19 protein-coding genes and 1 tRNA gene are annotated in these 20806 nt (G+C 62.2%); 9 read left to right on the forward strand and 11 right to left on the reverse strand.

All coding sequences use genetic code 11. The features are described 5' to 3' along the window. The first annotated feature begins 83 nt into the window (after window positions 1–83). Window positions 84–605, forward strand: coding sequence for a DUF3011 domain-containing protein (locus ACN9MB_RS06980; protein WP_426271240.1), 522 nt, complete (start codon window positions 84–86; stop codon window positions 603–605). An 18-nt stretch (window positions 606–623) separates the two neighbouring features. On the opposite strand, the gene ACN9MB_RS06985 is transcribed toward ACN9MB_RS06980, so the two are convergent. After that, entirely contained in the window at window positions 624–1514 is an 891-nt protein-coding gene (locus ACN9MB_RS06985) for an AraC family transcriptional regulator N-terminal domain-containing protein (RefSeq protein ID WP_426271241.1), read from the reverse strand. A gap of 155 nt (window positions 1515–1669) precedes the next feature. Here ACN9MB_RS06985 and ACN9MB_RS06990 point away from each other — a divergent pair, with 155 nt between their 5' ends. Then, entirely contained in the window at window positions 1670–2449 is a 780-nt protein-coding gene (locus ACN9MB_RS06990; protein WP_426271242.1) for an SDR family NAD(P)-dependent oxidoreductase, read from the forward strand. A 56-nt stretch (window positions 2450–2505) separates the two neighbouring features. Beyond that, a complete protein-coding gene (locus tag ACN9MB_RS06995; RefSeq protein WP_426271243.1) occupies window positions 2506–2682 on the forward strand; it encodes a hypothetical protein in 177 nt (58 codons plus the stop codon). On the opposite strand, the gene ACN9MB_RS07000 is transcribed toward ACN9MB_RS06995, so the two are convergent. From ACN9MB_RS07000 to ACN9MB_RS07010, 3 genes are all read right to left on the reverse strand, one after another. Then, the gene (locus tag ACN9MB_RS07000; protein WP_426271244.1) at window positions 2676–3572 is read right to left on the reverse strand and encodes a dienelactone hydrolase family protein; all 897 of its coding nucleotides are present in this window, start codon (window positions 3570–3572) and stop codon (window positions 2676–2678) included. The genes ACN9MB_RS06995 and ACN9MB_RS07000 overlap by 7 nt on opposite strands. A gap of 315 nt (window positions 3573–3887) precedes the next feature. Beyond that, window positions 3888–4655, reverse strand: a complete 768-nt coding sequence (locus ACN9MB_RS07005) for a hypothetical protein (protein ID WP_426271245.1) — start codon at window positions 4653–4655, stop codon at window positions 3888–3890. After that, window positions 4646–5650 carry a hypothetical protein gene (locus tag ACN9MB_RS07010; protein WP_426271246.1) on the reverse strand — a complete coding sequence of 335 codons (1005 nt, stop codon included), beginning with the start codon at window positions 5648–5650 and terminating at the stop codon, window positions 4646–4648. Before ACN9MB_RS07010 ends, ACN9MB_RS07005 begins: the two co-directional genes overlap by 10 nt. Window positions 5651–5885: 235 nt before the next feature. On the opposite strand from ACN9MB_RS07010, the gene ACN9MB_RS07015 reads away from it, so the two are divergent. From ACN9MB_RS07015 to ACN9MB_RS07025, 3 genes are all read left to right on the forward strand, one after another. Continuing rightward, window positions 5886–6587 carry a hypothetical protein gene (locus tag ACN9MB_RS07015; RefSeq protein ID WP_426271247.1) on the forward strand — a complete coding sequence of 234 codons (702 nt, stop codon included), beginning with the start codon at window positions 5886–5888 and terminating at the stop codon, window positions 6585–6587. Window positions 6588–7298: 711 nt separating this feature from the next. Beyond that, window positions 7299–7643 carry a hypothetical protein gene (locus tag ACN9MB_RS07020; RefSeq protein WP_426271248.1) on the forward strand — a complete coding sequence of 115 codons (345 nt, stop codon included), beginning with the start codon at window positions 7299–7301 and terminating at the stop codon, window positions 7641–7643. A gap of 139 nt (window positions 7644–7782) precedes the next feature. Continuing rightward, window positions 7783–8097: a HigA family addiction module antitoxin gene (locus ACN9MB_RS07025; RefSeq protein ID WP_426271249.1), complete on the forward strand. Its 315-nt coding sequence runs from the start codon at window positions 7783–7785 to the stop codon at window positions 8095–8097. 113 nt (window positions 8098–8210) lie between these two features. Here ACN9MB_RS07025 and ACN9MB_RS07030 read toward each other — a convergent pair whose 3' ends face one another. The 3 genes from ACN9MB_RS07030 to ACN9MB_RS07040 all read right to left on the reverse strand — a co-directional run bounded on the left by ACN9MB_RS07030 (window position 8211) and on the right by ACN9MB_RS07040 (window position 11101). Further along, on the reverse strand, window positions 8211–9203 hold the full coding sequence (locus ACN9MB_RS07030) for a toll/interleukin-1 receptor domain-containing protein (protein WP_426271250.1): 993 nt from the start codon (window positions 9201–9203) through the stop codon (window positions 8211–8213). 269 nt (window positions 9204–9472) lie between these two features. Continuing rightward, complete coding sequence (locus tag ACN9MB_RS07035) at window positions 9473–10738, reverse strand: hypothetical protein (protein WP_426271251.1); 1266 nt, start codon at window positions 10736–10738, stop codon at window positions 9473–9475. Between the two features lie 288 nt (window positions 10739–11026). Further along, window positions 11027–11101, reverse strand: a tRNA-Val gene (locus ACN9MB_RS07040). 132 nt (window positions 11102–11233) lie between these two features. Here ACN9MB_RS07040 and ACN9MB_RS07045 point away from each other — a divergent pair. Then, window positions 11234–11575 (forward strand): lipid-A-disaccharide synthase N-terminal domain-containing protein, encoded by a 342-nt coding sequence (locus ACN9MB_RS07045; protein ID WP_204635374.1) that lies wholly within the window; start codon window positions 11234–11236, stop codon window positions 11573–11575. A gap of 240 nt (window positions 11576–11815) precedes the next feature. Here the strand turns inward: ACN9MB_RS07045 and metH are convergent, their stop codons facing one another. From metH to ACN9MB_RS07060, 3 genes are all read right to left on the reverse strand, one after another. After that, window positions 11816–14500, reverse strand: a complete 2685-nt coding sequence (gene metH / locus ACN9MB_RS07050; RefSeq protein ID WP_426271253.1) for a methionine synthase — start codon at window positions 14498–14500, stop codon at window positions 11816–11818. Between the two features lie 134 nt (window positions 14501–14634). Further along, entirely contained in the window at window positions 14635–15714 is a 1080-nt protein-coding gene (locus tag ACN9MB_RS07055; RefSeq protein ID WP_204635376.1) for a homocysteine S-methyltransferase family protein, read from the reverse strand. A 15-nt stretch (window positions 15715–15729) separates the two neighbouring features. After that, window positions 15730–16656 (reverse strand): ArsR/SmtB family transcription factor, encoded by a 927-nt coding sequence (locus ACN9MB_RS07060; protein ID WP_204635377.1) that lies wholly within the window; start codon window positions 16654–16656, stop codon window positions 15730–15732. Window positions 16657–16933: 277 nt separating this feature from the next. On the opposite strand from ACN9MB_RS07060, the gene ACN9MB_RS07065 reads away from it, so the two are divergent. Further along, entirely contained in the window at window positions 16934–18094 is a 1161-nt protein-coding gene (locus ACN9MB_RS07065; protein ID WP_204635378.1) for an acyl-CoA dehydrogenase family protein, read from the forward strand. Between the two features lie 566 nt (window positions 18095–18660). Then, the gene (locus tag ACN9MB_RS07070; RefSeq protein WP_426271254.1) at window positions 18661–19605 is read left to right on the forward strand and encodes a GGDEF domain-containing protein; all 945 of its coding nucleotides are present in this window, start codon (window positions 18661–18663) and stop codon (window positions 19603–19605) included. A gap of 4 nt (window positions 19606–19609) precedes the next feature. Here the strand turns inward: ACN9MB_RS07070 and ACN9MB_RS07075 are convergent, their stop codons facing one another. After that, window positions 19610–20671 carry an FUSC family protein gene (locus ACN9MB_RS07075; RefSeq protein WP_426271255.1) on the reverse strand — a complete coding sequence of 354 codons (1062 nt, stop codon included), beginning with the start codon at window positions 20669–20671 and terminating at the stop codon, window positions 19610–19612. Window positions 20672–20806: the final 135 nt, after the last annotated feature.

Genomic DNA, 20806 nt, shown 5'->3' on the forward strand with positions numbered 1-20806 from the left:
ATTCACGACACTTCTACCGGACTTCGTCTATCTCAGCGTGACCGTCAGGCTTCGCTAGCCCGCCCCCGCTGAGTGATGTCGCCATGAAGAACGCCACCGCGTTGATCGCACTGCTCCTGGCCACGCAGGCTGGCATTGCTTTTGCCGAAGACGTCACCTGCGAATCGAAAGGCAGCAAGCGTGTGGAGTGTCCCATGGACACGGCGGGTGCCGTGCGGCTGGTGAAGCAACTGAGCAACTCGCCATGCACCGAGGGCGTGTCGTGGGGATTGTCCAAACACGCCGTGTGGGTGGAGAACGGTTGTCGAGGCGTGTTTTCCAAAGACGCTCAAGCGAGCGACAGATCGGGCGACGCCGCCAGTGGCGGCATCCCAATGCTCAATGCGAGCTGCCCGGGAAACATCGATGTCCACGCGGATCAAGGCGGTCCGGTCTACATCAATGGAAAAGAAGGGCAGTTGAAGCGTTTCAACAAGAACTACTTCGAGGCGAAAGACGCCAATTCAGGCGTCGTCATTTCCCTGAGCATCAATCCGGATGGAACGCCGTCGGTGTCGTATACGGGCAAGGGGCGCGCCAACGGCGTCTGCCAGGTGCACCCGTGACGCACGGCCTTGGCTTCGCTAGGCCGCCGTCGCGGGCAGCGTGGCCACGTCGCGTCGCGGTGGAGCGCCGAACATGCGCGAGTACTCGCGACTGAATTGAGTCGGGCTTTCATAGCCCACCTGATAGGCCGCCGACTCGGCGTTGGCCGCGCCGCTCACCATCAGGTGACGGGCCTCCAGCAGGCGCAATTGCTTTTGGTACTGCAGCGGCGTCATCGACGTCAGCGCCTTGAACTGGCGATGGAACGCGGAAGGGCTCAGCTGGGCGATGGCGGCCAGATCCTCGATGCGCACCGGTTCGGAAAATTGCTCGCGCAGCGCATGGATCGCCCGGATCACGCGCTCGGCATGCCCGTTCGCCAACACCAGCCCGGCCACTTCGCTGCCGTGCGGCCCGGTGAGCAGCCAATAGCAGAGTTCGCGCATGATCATCGGCGCGATCATCGGGATGGCTTTGGGCGTGTCGATCAGGCGTACCAGGCGTAGTACGCAATCGGCCATGTTGCCCTGGAAGTGGGTGACGAACACGCCGTGCTGCACGCTGCTTACCGGTCGCGGCGGCGCCTCGATGCTTTCCATCACCTCGCGCATCACAGTGAGATCGAATTCCACGATGACGCCCAGATACGGTTCGGTGGGGCTGGCCTTCACCACGCGACTCAGCGCCGGTGTCTCCACGCTCACCACCAGCGCTTGCCCGGCCTTGTAGTCGAAGCGCTGGCCCCCGAACGTGGTCCACTTCGCCCCCTGCGCGACCACGCAGAGCGCAGGCTTGAAGATGAGATGCGACGGATGCTTTCGATGGTCCGAGCGCAGGAAGGTGAGGCCGGGGACAGGCGTCTCGACCGGACTCTGCGCCGGCTGCGCATCCGTATAGCGTGTGACGATGTCGACCAGGGTATTCGGCATGGGCTGCTCCCAACGTACGAGCCGATGCTAGCGCCATTTGAATCGCTGGGATGGGCCTCGAGCAGGATCAGGCAAGAATGCGCCCAGTTCCGGCATGGGGTGTCGAGCGTGGCGCGCCTAAGCTTGTGCCTGCATTCCCCACCCTGGAGACAAGCATGACCGCCGTCGTTACGCGTACATCGAAAAAGAACATCGCCATCGTCACCGGCGGCAGCCGCGGACTGGGACGAAACACCGTGCTGAGCCTGGCTGCGCATGGCGTTGATGCCATTTTCACTTACCGCTCGAACGAAGCGGAGGCCAGGCAGGTTGAGAAACTCGTGGCACAAGCCGGACAGCAGGCCCTCGCGTTGCCCTTGGATACCGGCAACACTGCCAGCTTCGATGCGTTCGTCGATCAGCTGCCAGACGCACTCGCGACGCTAGGCGCCGAGCGATTCGATTACCTGGTCAATAACGCCGGTACCTCGCATCACGCATCGATCGAGGCCACCACCGAGCAGGACATGGACAGCCTCTACCAGGTTCATTTCAAAGGCGTGTTCTTCCTCACCCAGAAGCTGTTGCCGTTGATGAACGACGGCGGCCGCATCGTGAATGTTTCCAGCGGCCTCACCCGCGTGACCATTCCCGGCAGCGCACCGTACGCTTCCATGAAAGGCGCGATAGAAGTTCTCACCCGCTATCTGGCGAAGGAACTCGGGCCGCGCCGCATCGCCGTCAACACCGTGGCGCCCGGCGCCATCGAAACGGATTTCAGCGGCGGCATGGTGCGCGACAACCCGGAACTCAACCAACGCGTGGCCGACATGACAGCGCTTGGCCGAGCCGGCGTGCCCGACGACATCGGCCCGCTCATTGCATCGCTACTGGGTGAGAGCCACCGGTGGGTGAATGGGCAGCGCATCGAAGCGTCGGGTGGCATGGCGCTTTAGGAGGAAGGTCTAGGCCAGGGTATAGCCGCACGCCAATTACGGGGAGTCGTGCACCCATGAGCCACATGCAGGCGGTCAAGCCGGCGAACAGCACGAACGTACCTGTTTCCAGGATCTTCGTCTGCTTGCATGGCGTAAGCATCTCACGCAACAACAACAGCGCCGCCGACACCGCCGTTGCCGCCAATCCACGCGGCGGTCCGGCGAACCGTTCGGCCGTCCATTCTTACTGATCGGATACGCGGTCGACGATCCACTCGATGATCGCGTCGAATCGTTCTTGATCGAGTGCGTGTTCGCGGTCGACGCGGAGCTCGGTGATGAAGTCGTTGGCGATCTTGGCCACGACTTGGTCTGCATCCCGCGAATACTTGTCCTTCGTGCCCGACACAACCATGGTTGGCCGAGGTCCGATGGCTGAAAGAACATCGTGTGTGTCGAGCAGGCGTGTGAGTCCGGGCACAGTCTCGAAGAGGGTGATGCCGGTGCCTCCCCGGCGGCGCGTCTCGAAGCTGCACACGGCACCGCTGATGCACGCCCACCGGCATCGTGGATCCAATGCCGCGTGGTAGAGGGCCGTGTAACCGCCGTACGAATCTCCTGCCACGCCCACGAGCCGCTCGTCTACTCCGGCCACTTCGAGCAAAACGCTCAGGGCCCGTTGAGCGTCATCCAGGCACTTCCTCATCAGCAGGTCGCCATCGAGCAATCGGTAGCTCATGGAGTTGTAGTGCTGAAGCCAGTCGTAAAGATCCGGTTCTACGCCCCGAACCGCTGCTCGTCGATCCTCGAACGAGATGGAGTCCGGTGCCAAGACAACGAGACCTCTACGGGCGAGTGCCGGCCCGAAGGCTTGAAAAGCGTGGCCCACATCGCCCGCCACCTCGCTCTTGCCAAAGTGGAACTCCCCATTGTGTTGATGAAAGACAACCACTCCGCCGAGAGTGTCGCGGCCCCTCGGCGTGAATAAGAAGGCCGGGATGAGGTCACCTTCGAGTCCCCGGTACTCGATGCGTTCCCTAGCGAATCCGTCAGCCTCAACGACGGGGCCTCGTTCGAACGCCACCGGCACAGGGTCCGCAAGCGCCAGGCGCTCTCGAAGCTTCGTAATGAGATCGGTCATGGTGGGCAATAGTAGCTTGCGATGGGGATGGCACCTAAGCCGGCCCTCGGAACGCCCAACAGTCCGTTCAAAACAAGCAAAACGACGGAACGGCTGCCTGTCCAAGTACCGACGTCTACGAGTCACTTGGAGAATGAAGCTCGAAGGTCATGGCTCCCAAGCAAGATGAGCGACAAACGGGACAGAGGTAGTTAAGTTCCACCACCCTTGGCGAAGTTAACTGCCTCCATCCCGTGTGCTTGTCGCCCCAGGCGAGCCAAGGGCGTTGAACATGGGCGTGTCTGCGTTGGACGGGTGTGGCGCGGTGGTCGCGCTCTACTGCGGCCTGAACGTGCTGGCCACGCGTCCGATCGCCTGGTCGAACCGGGCGCGGCTTTCAAACGCGGTCATGTCGGCATCGGACAGCGCGGCGGTTCGCTCCAGGAAGCGACGCATGCTTGCGGCCATGCCAGGTGGCAGGGAAACCGCGCGGTCAGGCGTCAGTAGTTCCGAGAGGCGTACGACGTCCTTCAGGTGCTTTCGGATATTGGTCGAATCGATTTGCTCGCCAGCGTCGCGCCGATCGCTCAGCTCCATCCAGGCTTGCGCCTTGAGTGGAATCAGACGGTCCTGGTCGATCAACGGCACGCCACCAATCTCGGTGCGCCCCTCCAGCAAGAAGTGGTAAGCGTCGTCGTCGAGCAGGATGGCCGACAGGCTTTCGACCTCATCGGCGATCGGGATCGGTGTCAGGCCATTCGCCTCGCGCAGTGGATGAAAGAGGTCGGGCTGGCGGGCGAACAGCTCGAGCAGTTTGGGAAAGCCTTCCTGCGTTGGCTTGCCGAAGCGATAGAAGCAACGCTTGCCGTCACCCCGGTGGCGCACGGCGTATCCCCCCGCCTCGACGAAGCGCCAGAACTCGCTGACGAACTCCGCATCGATCGCCTCGACGACGAGAACGATGTCCAGATCTTTGGTGGCGCGGAACGCGAGACCGGCTTCCTCCATCACGGTGCTGGCCGCGCAGCCGCCGATGAGCACGTACTTATCGCGGTGCGGGGCGAACCACTCGGCGAACCGATCCAATCCTGGAATCACTGCCATAACTTCTCCTCCAGTTCCTTGAGGGCCAGTTCAATGCGTTCGTCCTTGCTATCGTCCAAGGTGAGGATGAGCGACAAAGGGTCCACCATTTGAGCGTCGGTCCCCAGGGTAGGCGGGTACGCCCAGATCTCGACCGCATCGCGTGCGTCCATCGCATCGTCGGACGCCATGACGTCGCGCGGAAGCGACGTCCATTCCGCCTGGCTAATGGCCCAGTCACGCCGGTGTGGGTGGCCCAACATGGTGGCCTCGGAAAGCGCGCTCAGGCCGGCGACGGTGAGACGATGCTCCACGTCCTGAATCGCCCCGGCGCGGGGATACTCCACGCGCACGATAGGGTTGCGCATGAGCGGTTTCGCCTGTTCCCAGGCCGCCTGTCGGTCATGGACCAGTGCGATGAGATTCGCGCGGTCCTGTTTCTTGGTTTGGATCAGCCCGGTCGCCTCCAACTCGCGAACCGCACGCGTTGCCGTGATGGGCGCATAGCCGAGTTCGCGGGCCACCTGCGACGCCTGCACGAAGTCCTTTCCCGAGTGGAGAATCATGGTGATGAGCAGCGCCTGGGCGGACGGCGACAGACCTGCCGTCGGCGCTGGCGCCGATGCAAACTTTTCGCGCAGGATCAGCCCGAGCGACGGAGCGTAGAACTGGCTGTCGGGAACGACGAACTCGATACCGGCATCCATCAGGCGTTGGCGCTGAGGCCCGCTGACGCGATCAATGGCGTAGAGGACACGGGGCCCCAGCGCCAGCAGCCGAAGGATCATCTTCTGGGTATCGACGACGCTGCGGACGGCGGTTGCCGCCGCGACGATGATGTCTTGGTCGGCCACCGGCAGAACGAACAGGTCAAACAGGTCGGTCAGGTAATGCGGCAACCCGCGCTGCCATTCGTCGGGAAGCGGGCGCGGGTACCCGACCAGCCCGGGAAGAACGGTCCGGAGATAGGTTTGGGTACGCCAGGCGAGCTGGGTCGTGGTGGCTGTCTTTACCATATGTCGACGACTTTACCATGGCTAATGGTAGAGTGTGCAATTAGATGGTAAATAGCTGATTTTTGAGTATAAGATTGAGATGTTGCGCGGCGCGTCGACCTCGCCAACGCCAGTCCCGCCAGATGGCCGGCAACATGCGACCCGACAAAATGGGGCGGGGGTAGTCGAGTCCCTCCGCCATTATTGGAATTAACTACCTTCGTCCCGTTTGCTATGAGGCACCAGGGGGTGCTCAATGAAGAACGCCATCGGTGTTGCAGTAGTGGCCTGCGTACTGGCCGGTCTGGCACAGGCAAGTCCAGGCGTGTCTGCTCGATCGCCTGTCTCATATCAGGCGCCTGCTTCATGGAAGCGGATAAGCGACGATGGCACGAGCACGCAAAGTGAGAGTGCCATGTTCGAAGTCACGGATGGTGTCAGTTCGAAAGACCCTCCCGTGGTGATGATCCGAACCTACAAGCAGCCCGCAGGGCTCCGAATGGACAACATCGATCTCGTTCAGGCGGCCAAGAAAATCACTCCTGGCGGCGTGCCCATCAGTTGTGCGGACGATGGGTCGAGTTGGCGAACGTGCATCTTTCTTGGCCACGTCGACGGCAGCAAAGTGATCGTGCTCTATCGCATTGGAGTGCAGGACGGCTACGTTGCGGAAGAGGCGTTCCTCTTTCCCTTGGCTGCTGCCGAGTCCGATGAGTTGGCACTGCTGACCGTCAACGGGCAGGAGGAGCAGCAGGGGCGGACAACGGGGGTCTATGCGCCACTCCACAGCACTTACAAGACGATCTCACTCTTCAACGAATTCACGAAGACGCTGAGCATCAACGGGCCGGCTCCGTTCAATGCCAAGGCCGTCATGGGCAGACCGCCAGAAGGAGCGCGCCCGACCGTTTATCGGTGGACGGGTAACCCAGCCAGCTCCAGCTCCCCTGGCGGCTGACAATTACGACGACGCGGGCCAATGCATAGCAGTCCGCTTTCGGCCCGGAGCGGACAGAAGCTCCCGCCGCAAACATTCGAGTTTCTCTTCGCGATGCAGACGATCCGACCAATATCACTCGATGAAGTAGCCGTCTTGGAGCGAGCACTCCAAGTCGGCTGTAGCCCTGGACCATCGGAAGCGGTTTTAGCGTCGATCACTGATATTCGGGTAACGGCTTCTTGCGAGTGCGGTTGCGCAACCGTTTGGTTCGGACCTAAGGGTGACGCGGCAAAGGGCGTCAGGGCCGCTGACGTATGCGGCACCTGGAGAGACCAAATCATTGGAGTGATCGTTTGGGTGGATGACGATCAAATCGTCGGACTTGAGTTGGTTGGGGCAGGTGCGGTTGGTTTGCCCGATCCTGCCTCCGTGCGCCCTTATGAAGAGTATTTCCGGGCACCTTTGGGCTAGGTGGATGCGTCCACCTCCGACCCGAAGCTGACATTTTGTCAGCCCCGAGCCCTCACGCTCGCCTGCGGTCACGCGGACATCCATCTCGCCCAACCCTGACAGACGATGACAACCCTGCTTGTTAGGGTCAGTCGGTCACTCGCGCTGTCTGCTTCAAGGCTTGGCGGGTGACCATGACTACCAAGTCATGAGGCGCGGGCCGTGAGTGCTAGAACACCCACGACCCGCTAACCATCACCAACTCTAAGGAAGTTGATCATGGCTACCCACGATCATACGGGACGTATTCGCTCGTCCGTTCCCCCTGACGACACCCTCACTCCTCCATCTGGCGACCCGCCATCCACGGCGGTGGCATGGCCCGAACCCCTGTGTCATGGCACGCGCGGTGACATCGTCCTGGCGGTGCTCGCCCTCACGCGCTTGCGTATCGACAGCGAGCAGTGCCGCCACTCACAGTCGCGCGGATTCCCCGGCAGACCGCTGCCATGGCCGCTTCCCGTGGCCGTCACGGCCAGCCTGGGCACGGCCATCTACTGCCTGCAGCAGTACGCCCGCCTGCTCGCTGACGAGCCTCGAGTGAACACCATACGCCTCCGATGATCGCCGCTAAGGCGCATCGGCCGTCATGGCGATGCGCCGCATTCGGGCGATCACCGACGAAGCTGCCAAGCATTCACTGACACGGAACGCTGTAAGCGCTTATCCGCTGCGCGGCCGTGTCCGACAGGGAGAAACCACCATGGAACTGATCCAGCTCACCCCGCATTCGGAAGTAGACCCCTCGCAACCCCTGCGAGCCCCTGGCGACATCCTGCTGCACGCCTACCTGATCCCGCACGCACTCAACCCCGCCCAACTGGCTCGACGCTCCGGCATCCCCTCCGATCACATCAAAGCCTTCATCGCCGACGCGCATCCCATCACTCCCAAGACCGCGCTGCGCCTTTCCCTCATCTTCGACACGACTGCCTTCTACTGGCTGGCACTTCAGGCGCGGTACGATCTGGAGAGGGCGAAGCCTGCGATCCGCGCCTATCGTCCGCTCGTTGATTAAGCGAGTTTGAAAGCAAAACGGGGTTGGTTCATTTCTCGCCGTCCGGAAAGTGAGCCTGACTCCGTTATTGTTGCAGAACGCTTCGAAAATAGATTCCGATTCAGTCTTAGGGTTCATGGCGAATCCTGCTTTTGGCTCGCGTTAGCATCGATCCCAAGTGCTTCGCGAAGGGTCGGTTGCTTCCCTGCAGAGTTCGCTTTTCGAAAGCTCGTCCAACGGTTGGCGAGCGCTTCAACTTTTTCTGCTAGAGCAGCCTTGGCGGCTTCCAGAATCGAAATACATTCAGACCGCTCAGAAGCAGACGAGAGGTCAGCAAATACTAGGTAGCCGTCTGGATCGCGTGTGCCACCCACGGGCCAAATGCTTACCTTAGGGTGCTCTCCAGATGTTAGCTTGGCTGAAGTAACAGGGCGCTCCGATACTATTAAGCGGAGCGGCTCCGATGAGTTGGACATCGTTCGCTCAAGCTCATCAATCCCGCGCTCAGTAAATGGCTTCGGTACGTCACCATATGCCGACAGGATGTCGTATGCCACAGCTTGGTCGTCGCTATCCCCATTGTTGATATAGACCAGAGATTCACTGTCTGATTTGTATTCCGCGTCTGTGAAGGAGAAGCCTTTGCCGTCGAATACCTCCTCCAGCATAATTTCGCATCGTGAATAAAAGCTGTGCTCAATCGCCCGCTTTTGTGCATCGCTGTTCAATGACTTTAGTACGGCTTCCATCTGGCGTTTGAAGGATTTTGTGAAGTCCGCATACAGGAGGCCTTCTACCTCGGCTGGCAATGACCTCACGTCCTCGATAACGATTGGGATGACGATGCATTCACCCTTCACCATTCGATCCGCAGCCTTGTTTAGCTCGAAAGCCAGCCACTTGGATGCAATTGCTGCCTGCGAAACGACTACCAGCACAGCTCTGGCCTGCGCGACGCCTTCGCTTACACGCTTGGCCAAAGGATCGCCAGGCAGAAGCTCCTTCTCATCCAACCATGTGAGAAAGCCATCTGCCTCTATGGCCTTTGCTAAGCGCCGCACGAAGGGTTTGTCCACAGACGAATGCGAAATGAACACTTTACCGTAGAGATGCTTTGTGACTGCCATATGCCCCCCAAGAAGGGAAAAACACGTTGACACATCCATTGGGACGGATTAAGTGCGAATCAAGGATCTCTTGTGCTATTGCCAGCGAACCCGGCAGAACCCGGGCGATCTCAGAGTGCACTTTTCAGAGCGCTTTTGCGCCGCCATAAAGGCTTAGCTTGTCCGTAGAGCCGGACCGGCCAAGATAGGCCGGCCCCGCAAAGATTCAGTTACGTTGAAAAGTGCACTCTGACCGGGGTTTTGCAGCTCTATTCTTGGTGGTTGGTCGTCTATTCGTTCGTAGTTTCAGGGCCTACAAAGGGCGAGTGTCCGAGATCGAAACATGCTCCGACGTTGCCAAGATATTCAACTGGATTGTCGGAGAATCCTGCGCGCCACTTTTCTATAGGCGCAGGTAATTTGTCGCGCCAGCGCGGCTGATTCGTAAAGTAACGGACCGTGCCATCATCCAGTGCTGCCGCCCAAAGCTCTCCGCTGTCCCCGTACACCACGATCGCTTCCATGATCGTATATAGCCCTGCCACTCCACCCGAAATGGCTGTTGAGGCTACGGGGTTAAAGATTCTCTCAACGTGTTGACCCACCAATCGATCGCGGAACAATTCCATGAATGATCCGACGACGTTGTACAAGCGTACGAGCTGCAGTTCGGTCACTGCACCTGAGGCAGTTAAAGATTCGGCATCGAGTTCATACTTGCCGCCGAAGTTCGCACGCATTCCACGGTAGTTAAGGCAGCTCCTCGTTTCAGTGACCTCCATGATGATCCTGTCGCCGTCGAACAATCGCTTGAGCCGAATCTCTCCAAAGTCGTCGCCCATGGAGTCAATGCGTGCATATGCGAGGTTTCTGCCAACCAGGCGCGCGTAAGCGGTGACGTCGCCCATGTGGCTGCCGTTTAGCGTCGTAATGCGAAACAGGAAACCTTCGGGCCCCACTTCACTGATCACTAATGTGCTGAAACCTGTTCGAGACTGTCGGCCTTTCCATGTTCCCCACCATACGGGGCTACTTGGGCCTTGATATGGAGCAAGATCGGCAAGCTGCGTTGAGAGCGCGGCTTTGAATGCGCTCTCAAGGCCCTTTCGGCAAATTCGTTTGTCCTCGTCGCTGGAGCCCTCCGGGAGGTGATAATTCAGTACTCGCCGACCTCGGAGGTCGAAAGGTAACGCTGCTGGGTTGCCGTATGCGGTGTTGACCACGAGCACTATCTTTTCCCAACCTAGCTCGCTTGCGGCGTAGCCGAGTTCCACGAGCACGTTTGGGTTGGTCACTGATCGACCGTTCTCGGTCTTGCCGACTATCGTCACATCGGCGACGAATAGGTCAGCCATCGCAATCTTGGCGAAAATGCTGTCAGCGATGTCTGGGCTACCTTGCAGACCTGCGGTGTCACGATCCATAACTGGTTCGAGCACTTCTTCATCGTCGCGCCCGATGGCTTTGATGGCGTCCTGAAGGCCTCGTTGAATGAAGCTTCGATTGAGTGAGCCAGGAACATCGGACTGCCAAGAGTAGAAAACTGTTCGATGCATGTGTCCCCCTGTACGATTTGATCGATCAGGGTAGATCGCGAGTACCGGGGTGCCAATAGCTTGGGCTGCCAGGGTCTTATTCCAGCTTGGCGGCCGGAGGGTCCGGCTGATCGTCAATACAGAGGCGTAGTGCAGGCGCGGAAATGGTGCCAGGGACAATTTGCATGGGCACGTTCTCGGGCAAACCGGACCGGCACCCGAAACGGCTTCATATCCCCGATCGCAGACAACAAAAAAGGCCCCATCTCTGGAGCCTTTCAAGTCCCGTCTTAACAACGGTTTATTCGGTGGTGGGCGATGCAAGGATCGAACTTGCGACACCTGCCGTGTGAAGGCAGTGCTCTACCGCTGAGCTAATCGCCCGCCGAGCGCGCAAATATACGAGGAGCGGCGGGGGAGGTCAAGCGCCGGACCTGAAAAAAGTCCCCGGGATGGCAGGCGATTGAAAGGTGGGCGAGTACAATATCCGGCTTTTCAGCTATTGGCCTGCCGTCCATGGACTTCCTGACCCACGAACTCAGCCACGTCCTCGAAGCCCTGCGCCGCTTCGAACTCACACCCTGGAAGATGGTGGGTCTGGCGGGCTCGATCATGTTCACCAGCCGCTGGTTTGTGCAGCTGTATTACACCCGCAAGCTGAAGCGGGTGGTGATGCCGCTGTCGTTCTGGTGGCTGTCGGTGGTGGGCAGCGCGCTGCTGCTGTCGTATTTCATCTTTGGCAAGAATGACTCGGTGGGCATTCTGTCCAACTTCTTCCCGGCGTTTGTGTCGATTTACAACCTCGTTGTGCATATGCGCGAGGTGAGGCGGCGGGATTTGGTGGAGAGTGAGGTTTGAGGAGCTGACGGGACGCCTGTGGGGAGCGCATTTGTGCGCGACGGCCGGGCGGAGCGGGTAGTGCGGTGCGGTGCTGTCGCGCACAAGTGCGCTCCCACAAGGGTGGGGTGAGTTGGTGGGTTGGGTTTTAGCGGATCGTCTGTGGGAGCGCACCTTGTGCGCGACAATCCTGCGGAGCGGTACATCGTGGCGTGGCAGTCGCGCACAGGGTGCGCTCCCACAGGTTGCTTTGCGCGGTGATTAGTCTGGGTCGTAGTCCAGGTTTGGCGCGAGCCAGCGTTCCGCTTCCTCGCGGGTCCAGCCTTTGCGCTTGGCGTAATCGTCGACTTGTTCGCGGGTGAGGCGGCCCACTACGAAGTATTGGCTGTCCGGGTGCGAGAAGTACCAGCCGGAGACGGCGGCGGTTGGGAACATGGCGTAGCTGTCGGTGAGTTCGATGCCGGTGTTGTTGGTGGCGTCGAGCAGCTTGAACAGCATGCCTTTCTCGGTGTGGTCCGGGCAGGCGGGATAGCCGGGGGCGGGGCGGATGCCGCTGTATTTCTCGTCGATGAGTGCGCTGTTGTCGAGCGATTCCTCGGGCATGTAGCCCCAGAATTCGCGGCGCACGCGCTCGTGCAGGCGTTCAGCGAACGCTTCGGCCAGGCGGTCGGCCAGGGCCTTCAGCAGGATGGCGGAATAGTCGTCGTGGGCGGCTTCGAAGCGGGCGACGTGCGCGTCGATGCCGATGCCAGAGGTGACGGCGAAGCCACCGAGCCAGTCCTGCTTCTTCGCGGATTTGGGGGCGATGAAGTCGGAGAGGCAGAAGTCGGGGCGTTCGGCGGGTTTTTCGGCTTGTTGGCGGAGGTGGTGGAGGGTGCGGTTGTCGCCATCCTCGCGTCGCAGCACGATGTCGTCACCGTTTGAGTAAGCCGGCCAGAAGCCGATCACGCCGCGCGCAGTCAGCCACTTCTCGGCGATCAGCTTGTCCAACATCGCCTGCGCGTCGTTGAACAGCTCGGTCGCCTGCTTGCCCACGACCTCATCGCTGAGAATGGCGGGATAACGTCCGGCCAGTTCCCAGGCGTTGAAGAACGGCGACCAGTCGATGTACCGGCGCAGTTCGGCCAGGTCGTAGTCGTTGAACACGGTGATGCCGGGCTGTTTGGGCTGCGGCGGTTCGTAGTTGGCCCAATCGGTGGTGTAGCGCTGCCCGCGTGCCTTTTCCAGCGAGACCAGCGACTTTGCGCTGCCGCGATTCTTGTGGCGCTCGCGCACTTCGGCGTATTCGGCCTGCACCTTGGCGATGAAGTTGTCGACCAGCTCCTTGCTCAACAGCGACTGCGCCACGCCCACGGCGCGGGAGGCATCCTTCACCCACACGGTGGGCGATTTGTAGTGCGGGTCGATCTTCAACGCGGTGTGCGCGCGTGAGGTGGTGGCGCCGCCGATCATCAGCGGGATGGTGAAATTCTGGCGCTGCATTTCACGCGCGACCTGGCTCATTTCCTCCAGCGACGGCGTGATCAGGCCCGACAGTCCGATGATGTCGGCGTTCTCGGCGATGGCGGTTTCCAGGATCTTCTGCGTGGGCACCATCACGCCCAGGTCGATCACATCGAAGTTGTTGCAGCGGAGCACCACGCCGACGATGTTCTTGCCGATGTCGTGCACATCGCCTTTGACGGTGGCCATCACGATCTTGCCGTTGGACTTGCCGGCGTCGCCGGTGCGTGCCTTCTCTTCCTCGATGTAGGGAATGAGATGGGCCACGGCTTTCTTCATCACGCGGGCGGATTTCACCACCTGCGGCAGGAACATCTTGCCGGCGCCGAACAGGTCGCCGACCACGTTCATGCCGTCCATCAGCGGACCTTCGATGACGTCGAGCGGGCGCGAGGTTTCCAGGCGCGCGGTTTCGGTGTCTTCGACCACGTATTGATCGATGCCGTGCACCAGCGCGTGGCTGAGGCGTTCGCGCACCGGCTTGTCGCGCCAGGCGAGGTTCTCGACGACGACTTCGCCCTTCTTCGCCTTGAACCTGTCGGCGATTTCCAGCAGGCGCTCGGTGGCGTCGGCCCGGCGATTGAGCACCACGTCTTCGACGCGCTCGCGCAGGTCCTCGGGCAGGTCGTCGTAGATCATCAACGCGCCGGCGTTGACGATGCCCATGTCCATGCCCGCCTTGATGGCGTGGTAGAGGAACACGGAGTGAATCGCTTCGCGCACCATGTTGTTGCCGCGGAACGAGAACGACACGTTCGATACGCCGCCCGACACATGCGAATGCGGAAAGCGGCGCTTCAACTCGCGCGTGGCTTCGATGAAGTCCACCGCGTAGTTGTTGTGTTCCTCGATGCCGGTGGCGATGGCGAAGATGTTCGGGTCGAAGATGATGTCTTCGGGTGGAAAATCGAGCCTGGTGGTGAGCAGCTCGTACGCACGCGAGCTGATCTCCACCTTGCGTTCGCAGGTGTCGGCCTGGCCTTGTTCGTCGAACGCCATCACCACCACGGCGGCGCCGTACTGCTGCACCTTGCGCGCGTGTTCGAGGAAGACTTCTTCGCCTTCCTTCATCGAGATGGAGTTGACGATGCCCTTGCCCTGCAGGCAGCGCAGGCCGGCTTCGATCACCGTCCACTTGGACGAGTCGACCATCACCGGCACGCGGGCGATGTCGGGCTCGGCGGCGATCAGGTTCAGATAGCGCGTCATCGCGGCTTCCGAATCGATCAGGCCTTCGTCCATGTTGACGTCGATGATCTGCGCGCCGTTGGCCACCTGCTGGCGCGCCACGTCGACGGCTTCCTCGTAGCGTTCTTCCTTGATCAGTTTGCGGAACTGCGCCGAGCCGGTGACGTTGGTGCGTTCGCCCACGTTGACGAACAGCAGGTCGGGCGTGATGACCAGCGGTTCAAGGCCGGAGAGTCGGGTGTAGCGAGGCATCATGCGTTGTCCTCCTCTCCCTGGCGGGGAGAGGATTGAGGTGAGGGGGTGGGGCTTGAAGCGAGGTGCGAAAGTGCGAGGGTGAGGCTAGGTTGCCCCCTCTCCCCAGCCCTCTCCCGCAAGGGGAGAGGGAGCATTTATGCGGCCTCCTGCGTGGCGGCAGGCAAGGCGCGTGGCGCGATGTTGCTTACCGCTTCCGCAATCGCCTTGATATGCGCCGGCGTGGTGCCGCAGCAGCCACCCACCATGTTGAGCAGGCCATCGCGGGCGAAACCGCCAATCACCGAGGCCATTTGTTCGGGCGTTTCGTCGTATTCGCCGAATGCGTTCGGCAGGCCGGCGTTCGGATGGGTGCTGACGAAACAGCTGGCGGTGTTGCTGAGCACTTGCACGTGCGGTCGCAGGTCGGCCGCGCCCAGTGCGCAGTTCAAGCCGACGGAGATCGGACGCGCATGCTGCACCGAGTAGTAGAACGCTTCAGCGGTCTGGCCCGAGAGCGTGCGGCCGGAGCGGTCGGTGATGGTGCCGGAGATCATCACCGGCAGGCGCGCACCGCGCTGGCGGAACAGCTCGCTGAGCGCGAACAGCGCCGCCTTGGCGTTGAGCGTGTCGAAGATGGTTTCGACCATGATCACGTCGGCGCCGCCATCGACCAGGCCGCTAGCCGACTCCACGTAGTTGGCCACCAGTTCTTCGAAGGTGACGTTGCGGAAGCCCGGATCGTTCACGTCCGGCGACAGCGAAGCGGTGCGGCTGGTGGGGCCGAGCACGCCGATCACGAAGCGCGGCTTGTCCGGCGTCTTCGCTTCCACGGTGTCGCAGGCGGCGCGCGCGAGGGCGGCGCCTTCGCGGTTCAACTCGTAGGCAAGATGTTCCAGGTGGTAATCCGCCTGGCTGATGCGGGTGGAGTTGAAGGTGTTGGTTTCGACCAGGTCGGCGCCGGCTTCGAGATAGGCCTCGTGCACGCCGCGGATGATCTCCGGCTTGGTCAACGTGAGCAGGTCGTTGTTGCCTTTCAGGTCGCAGCTGCCGGGATGATCGTGCGTGTGCGTGCTGTCGTGTCCTTCCACGAAGCGCTCGCCGCGGAACGCGGTCTCGTCCAGCGAGTGACCTTGCAGCATGGTGCCCATGCCGCCGTCGATGATCAGGATGCGTTCGCGCAGCAGCCGCTCCAACAGGGCGACGCGCTCGGGGTGTAACCAGGGCAGGGTGCTCATGACGGACTCCTCACTTCAAGGCTTGCGCGCGAGCAGGCTGATCACTTCGAAGTGAGGTGCCTTGCGTTCGCGGCTCAGCCGGGTACAGCTCATGGATTCGAGGCCGGCCTGCTTGGCGAAGCCGGTCAGTTCGTCGGAAGAAAAACCGAGATTGCGGTGATCGAACGGTTCCACCACGGTGCGGTGGTCGTGCTTGCCCAGCGTCACGGCCAGCAATCGTCCACCGCTGCGCAGCACGCGCGCGGCTTCGGCGACGGCCTTTGCGGGGTGTTCCGCATAGGTGAGGGCGTGCAGCATCAGCACAAGGTCGAAACGGCGATCGCCGAGTTCCAGCGCGTGCATATCGCCCTTGAGCACTTCCACGTTGCCGAAGGACTTGAGGCGTTGCGCGGCGGCTTCGGTCACGCGCTCGCTGCTGTCCACGCAGACGATGGAGTGTGCGTGCGGTGCCAGCAATTCGGCGGTGATGCCGTCGCCCGAGGCGATGTCCAGCACGTCGCCGGTTTCCAGCAGCTGCAGCAGCGAGCGCGCCAGGGTTTCCCAGGTACGGCCGGGGGAGTAGTGGCGTTCCATGTCGCCGGCGACGGTGTCGGCCCAGCCTTCTTCGCGGGCGCGCTCGGCCAGCACGCCCGGTAGGCGGGCGGCGTCTTCGCGCAGCAGGGCATCGTCGATGTTGTCGCGCAGGGACCTCAGCAGGACCTGCAGGTGCTCGTCGGTTTCGGCGTTGGCGCGGTAGTAGGCGGAGACGCCGGCGCGGCGGTCGCGCACCAGCTCGGCTTCCTTGAGCTTGGCCAGATGGGTGGACACGCGGGGCTGCGCCAGATGCAGGACCGCCGCCAGTTCCGCCACGGTCAGCTCCTCGCGTTCGAGCAGGGCGAGCAGGCGTACCCGGGTGGGGTCCGCCAGCAGGCGCAGCACGCTGGAGGCGGTAGCCAGGTCCATGGTTATCCTTATATCGCGATGCAAAGATACATAAGGCTAGAACTGGGGGGCCGGGGCGTCAAGTCGCGCTGTGGGCGACGGCCGCGGGGCGCGCTTTTTGTGGGAGCGCACTTGTGCGCGACGGCCGGGCGCGGAGGCAAGCCTCAGGCTCCGCGGTCGCGCGCAAGCGCAGCTCCCACAGGGGCAGCGCGGAAACTGGGCTTGCTGCACCTGCACAGGAGTCGCACGGCCGGCCGGGTTAAAATGGTGGGCTTCCCTGTCCCCCTTGGAGCCTTCCATGGATTTCCGCTTTACCGACGATCAGCTGTCCATCCAGGCCATCGCCCGCGACTTTGCGCAGAAGCGCATCGTGCCGGTCGCCGCCGAACTGGATGCCAAGGGTGAATTCCCGCTCGAGAACATCCGCGAGATGGGCCAGCTGGGCCTGATGGGCATCGAAGTGCCGACCGAGTACGGCGGTGCGGGCATGGACCCGGTGGCCTACGTGCTGGCGATGATCGAGATCGCCGCGGCCGATGCCGCCACTTCGACCATCATGTCGGTGAACAATTCGCTGTTCTGCAACGGCATCCTCAAGCACGGCACCGAGGAGCAGAAGCAGAAGTACGTGCGCGCCATCGCCCAGGGCGAGGCCATCGGCGCTTACGCGCTGACCGAGCCGCAGTCGGGTTCGGATGCTTCGGCCATGCACACCCGCGCCACCAAGAATGCCGACGGCAACTGGGTGATCAACGGCAAGAAGAGCTGGATCACCTCCGGCCCGGTGGCCCGCTACATCATCCTGTTCGCGATCACCACGCCGGGCATCGGCGCCAAGGGCGTTTCAGCTTTCATCGTCGACACACAGCTGCCGGGCTTCCACGCCGGCAAGAGCGAACCGAAGCTCGGCATCCGCGCCTCGGCCACCTGCGAAATCGAATTCACCGATTACGTGCTGCCCAAGGAAAACCTGCTGGGCGACGAAGGCAAGGGCTTCGCCATCGCGATGGGTGTGCTCGACGCCGGCCGTATCGGCATCGCTTCGCAGGCTGTGGGTATCGCCCGCGCTGCTTATGAAGCCACGCTGCAGTGGGTGCGCGACCGCAAGGCGTTCGGTACGCCGATCGGCACGTTCCAGATGACCCAGGCCAAGATCGCCGACATGAAGTGCAAGCTGGACGCAGCCACGCTGCTCACGCTGCGCGCCGCCTGGACCAAGGGCGAGACCGACAAGAACGGCGGCCGTTTCGGCACCGAGGCGTCCGTCGCCAAGCTCACCGCGTCGGAAGCGGCGATGTGGATTTCACACCAGGCCGTGCAGATCCACGGCGGCATGGGCTACTCCAAGGAAATGCCGCTGGAGCGTTATTTCCGCGATGCCAAGATCACCGAGATCTATGAGGGCACCAGTGAGATTCAGCGCATTGTGATTGCGCGTGCGGAGACGGGGTTGCGTTAAGCCCGGCAGGTAGTCCGCTTGGAAAAGCCCCCGGCCACCGCTGGGGGCTTTTTCTTTTCTGGGGGAGCTTTTCTGGGGGAGCTTTTGTGGGAGAGCTTTTGCGTGGGAGCTTTTGTGTGGGAGCGCACCCTGTGCGCGACGGCGTGGCGTCCGAGGAAACCTCGGGCCGTCGCGCACAGGGTTGGCCTCCACAGGGTTGGCTTGGTTGACGGCGAGCGGGGGATTTTCTTTTGTGGGAGCTGCACTTGTGCGCGACTGGGCCGTACCGGGGCACCTCAGTCGCGCACAAGTGCAGCTCCCACAAGGGTGGGGCAACCTGGTTGACGGGTGCAGGGCAATCGCAAATACTTGCGATCTCCAGGAGGTCCCCTCCCGCCAGGGATGGCGACTACTCCTCGCGTCGGTAACTGACTAGGCAGGGCTACCCCGGCCTCAGACGGGCCACCCCATTCGAAGGCGGCAGGCCCGGGAAATGGCGCCAGTGCGCGCATTCCCGAAGTGTCATCGAACCGCGGCACGATGGTTGCTTCACCGCAAGGTCCCAAGCCACCTGCCGCGAGCGCCCCATGTCCGACGTCGTTGAGAAGCTGGAAGAAGAAAGCATGGTCTACAAGACCTTGCTCGAGTCCACCAAGGCCATTCCCTGGCGCATCCAGTGGGACAGCCTCTCGTTCTCCTATATCGGCCCGCAGATCGAGCACCTGCTCGGCTGGGCGCCCGACAGCTGGGTCAGCGTGCAGGACTGGGCCGAACGCATCCATCCGGATGACCGCGACTGGGCGGTGAATTTCTGCGTGGCGCAGTCCAAGGCCGGCGTCGACCATGAAGCCGACTATCGCGCGCTGTGCAAGGACGGCAGCTACGTGTGGATCCGCGACGTGGTGCACGTGGTGCGCAAGGACGACGGCAGCGTGGATGCGCTGGTCGGCTTCATGTTCGACATCAGCGAGCGCAAGCGAACCGAGCAGCGCCTGATCGAGTTGCAGCGCGAACTGGAAGCGCTGTCGTTCAAGGACGGCCTCACCGGCATCGCCAACCGCCGACGTTTCGACAGCGTGTTCGAGGAAGACTGGGAGCAGGCGCGCCGCAGCGGCAAGCCGCTGTCGCTGCTGATGCTCGATATCGATTACTTCAAACAGTACAACGATCACTACGGTCACGTGCAGGGCGATTACACGCTCAAGCTGGTGGCCAAGGTGCTGGAGAAGGCGGTGCGCCGCTCGCACGATTTCCTCGCGCGATTCGGCGGCGAGGAGTTCGTGCTGGTGCTGCCCGATACCGATGCGGCGGCCGCGCGCGAAGTGGCCGAGCGCTGCCATGCCTTGATCGAGCAGGAGTGGATTCCGCACGAGCGCTCGATGGCGCGCAAGGCGCTGACCATGAGCATCGGCGTGGGCACGGTGGTGCCGATGCATGGCGACGAACGCCTGTCGTTCCTCGAACTGGTGGATCGTCGGCTGTACCAATCCAAGCAGCGCGGTCGCAACATGACGGTGACCAGCGACGACTGATGCTTCACGTGCGCACCGCGGACGACTCCGCGGTGCGCAGCGGCAGGATCAGATGCGCGGCCAGCAGGCCCAGCAAGCCGCCAAGCAACGTCTGCCAGATGCGTGCGCTCAGGAACATGATCGAGTGTTCGCCCGACGCGGCAAGCGTCACGATCAGAGTGAAGGCGAACGCGGAGCAGGCGATGTCGTAGCGCTCCGGCAACGCCATCGCGTAAACCACCATCGCCACCGCAGCCAACGCCCATATCAGCAGCGGCGCATGCTCGGCCAGCGGAAGACAGGCGAGGCCCAGCGGCACGCCGATCAGCGTGCCCACGATGCGCCGGCGCACGCGTTGCGCCGTACCCATGGCACTCCCAGCCACCACATAGGTACACGCCGTCACCGCCCATGCCGACTCGGGCAGGTGCAGCTGCGCGTTGAGCACCACCACGATCAGCGCGGCCACCGCTGCCTGCACGCCCATGATGAAGGGCGCGGACAGATGCCAGCGGCCGGAAATGTCCGCCGGTGAAAGCACCGCCAGTTCGGCAGGCCGCTCGGCGGGACCGGAGAGCAGTCGCGGCACCACCGAGGCCAGCGCCGCGATGCATCCCGCGATCAGGATTGCCGGCCACGCCGAGGCGTCGAGCCGCATGGTGTAGGCGAGCAATTGGCCGATGTAGATCTGCGAACCGACGCCCGCGCCGGTGACGCCATAGCGCTTGAGGTAGCTGGCCAGGAACGCCCCGCTGACCAGCGTGAACTCCGCGCCGTTCTCCGACAGCGGAGAAAGCAGGGGCGTCAACAGTGCCTGCGTCAACGCGCCCAGCGTGGCGGCCAGGCAGAGCAGGGCGAGATCGCGGCTGGATTCGAAACGCGTATGCCGCGCCTCGGAAACGCTTGCCCACAAGGCGATATTGGCCGCCAGCGAACCGACGGCGATGGCGCTGCCGAATGGGTGCGCGACGTCGTGCAAGGTGCCGATCGCCGCCGCCAGACCATAGGCGGTGACCAGCCGCAGCCCCTTGATGCGGCGATGCGTGCCGGGATCGAGTCGTTCAAGCCAGTCGAGGAGGGAGCGCATGCGGTCGGAGCGAAGGAGTGCGGATCGCCGGCATTATGGACGGCCCACGCGGTTGGCTTTTTCGGAAACGCAGGGTGGGGCGATTGGCCCATCGCGGACGATTGAGTGTGCGGCGCCCCGCTTTTTTGCTCGTCA

It is taken from the genome of Dyella kyungheensis, assembly GCF_049913195.1.
Taxonomy (GTDB): domain Bacteria; phylum Pseudomonadota; class Gammaproteobacteria; order Xanthomonadales; family Rhodanobacteraceae; genus Dyella; species Dyella kyungheensis.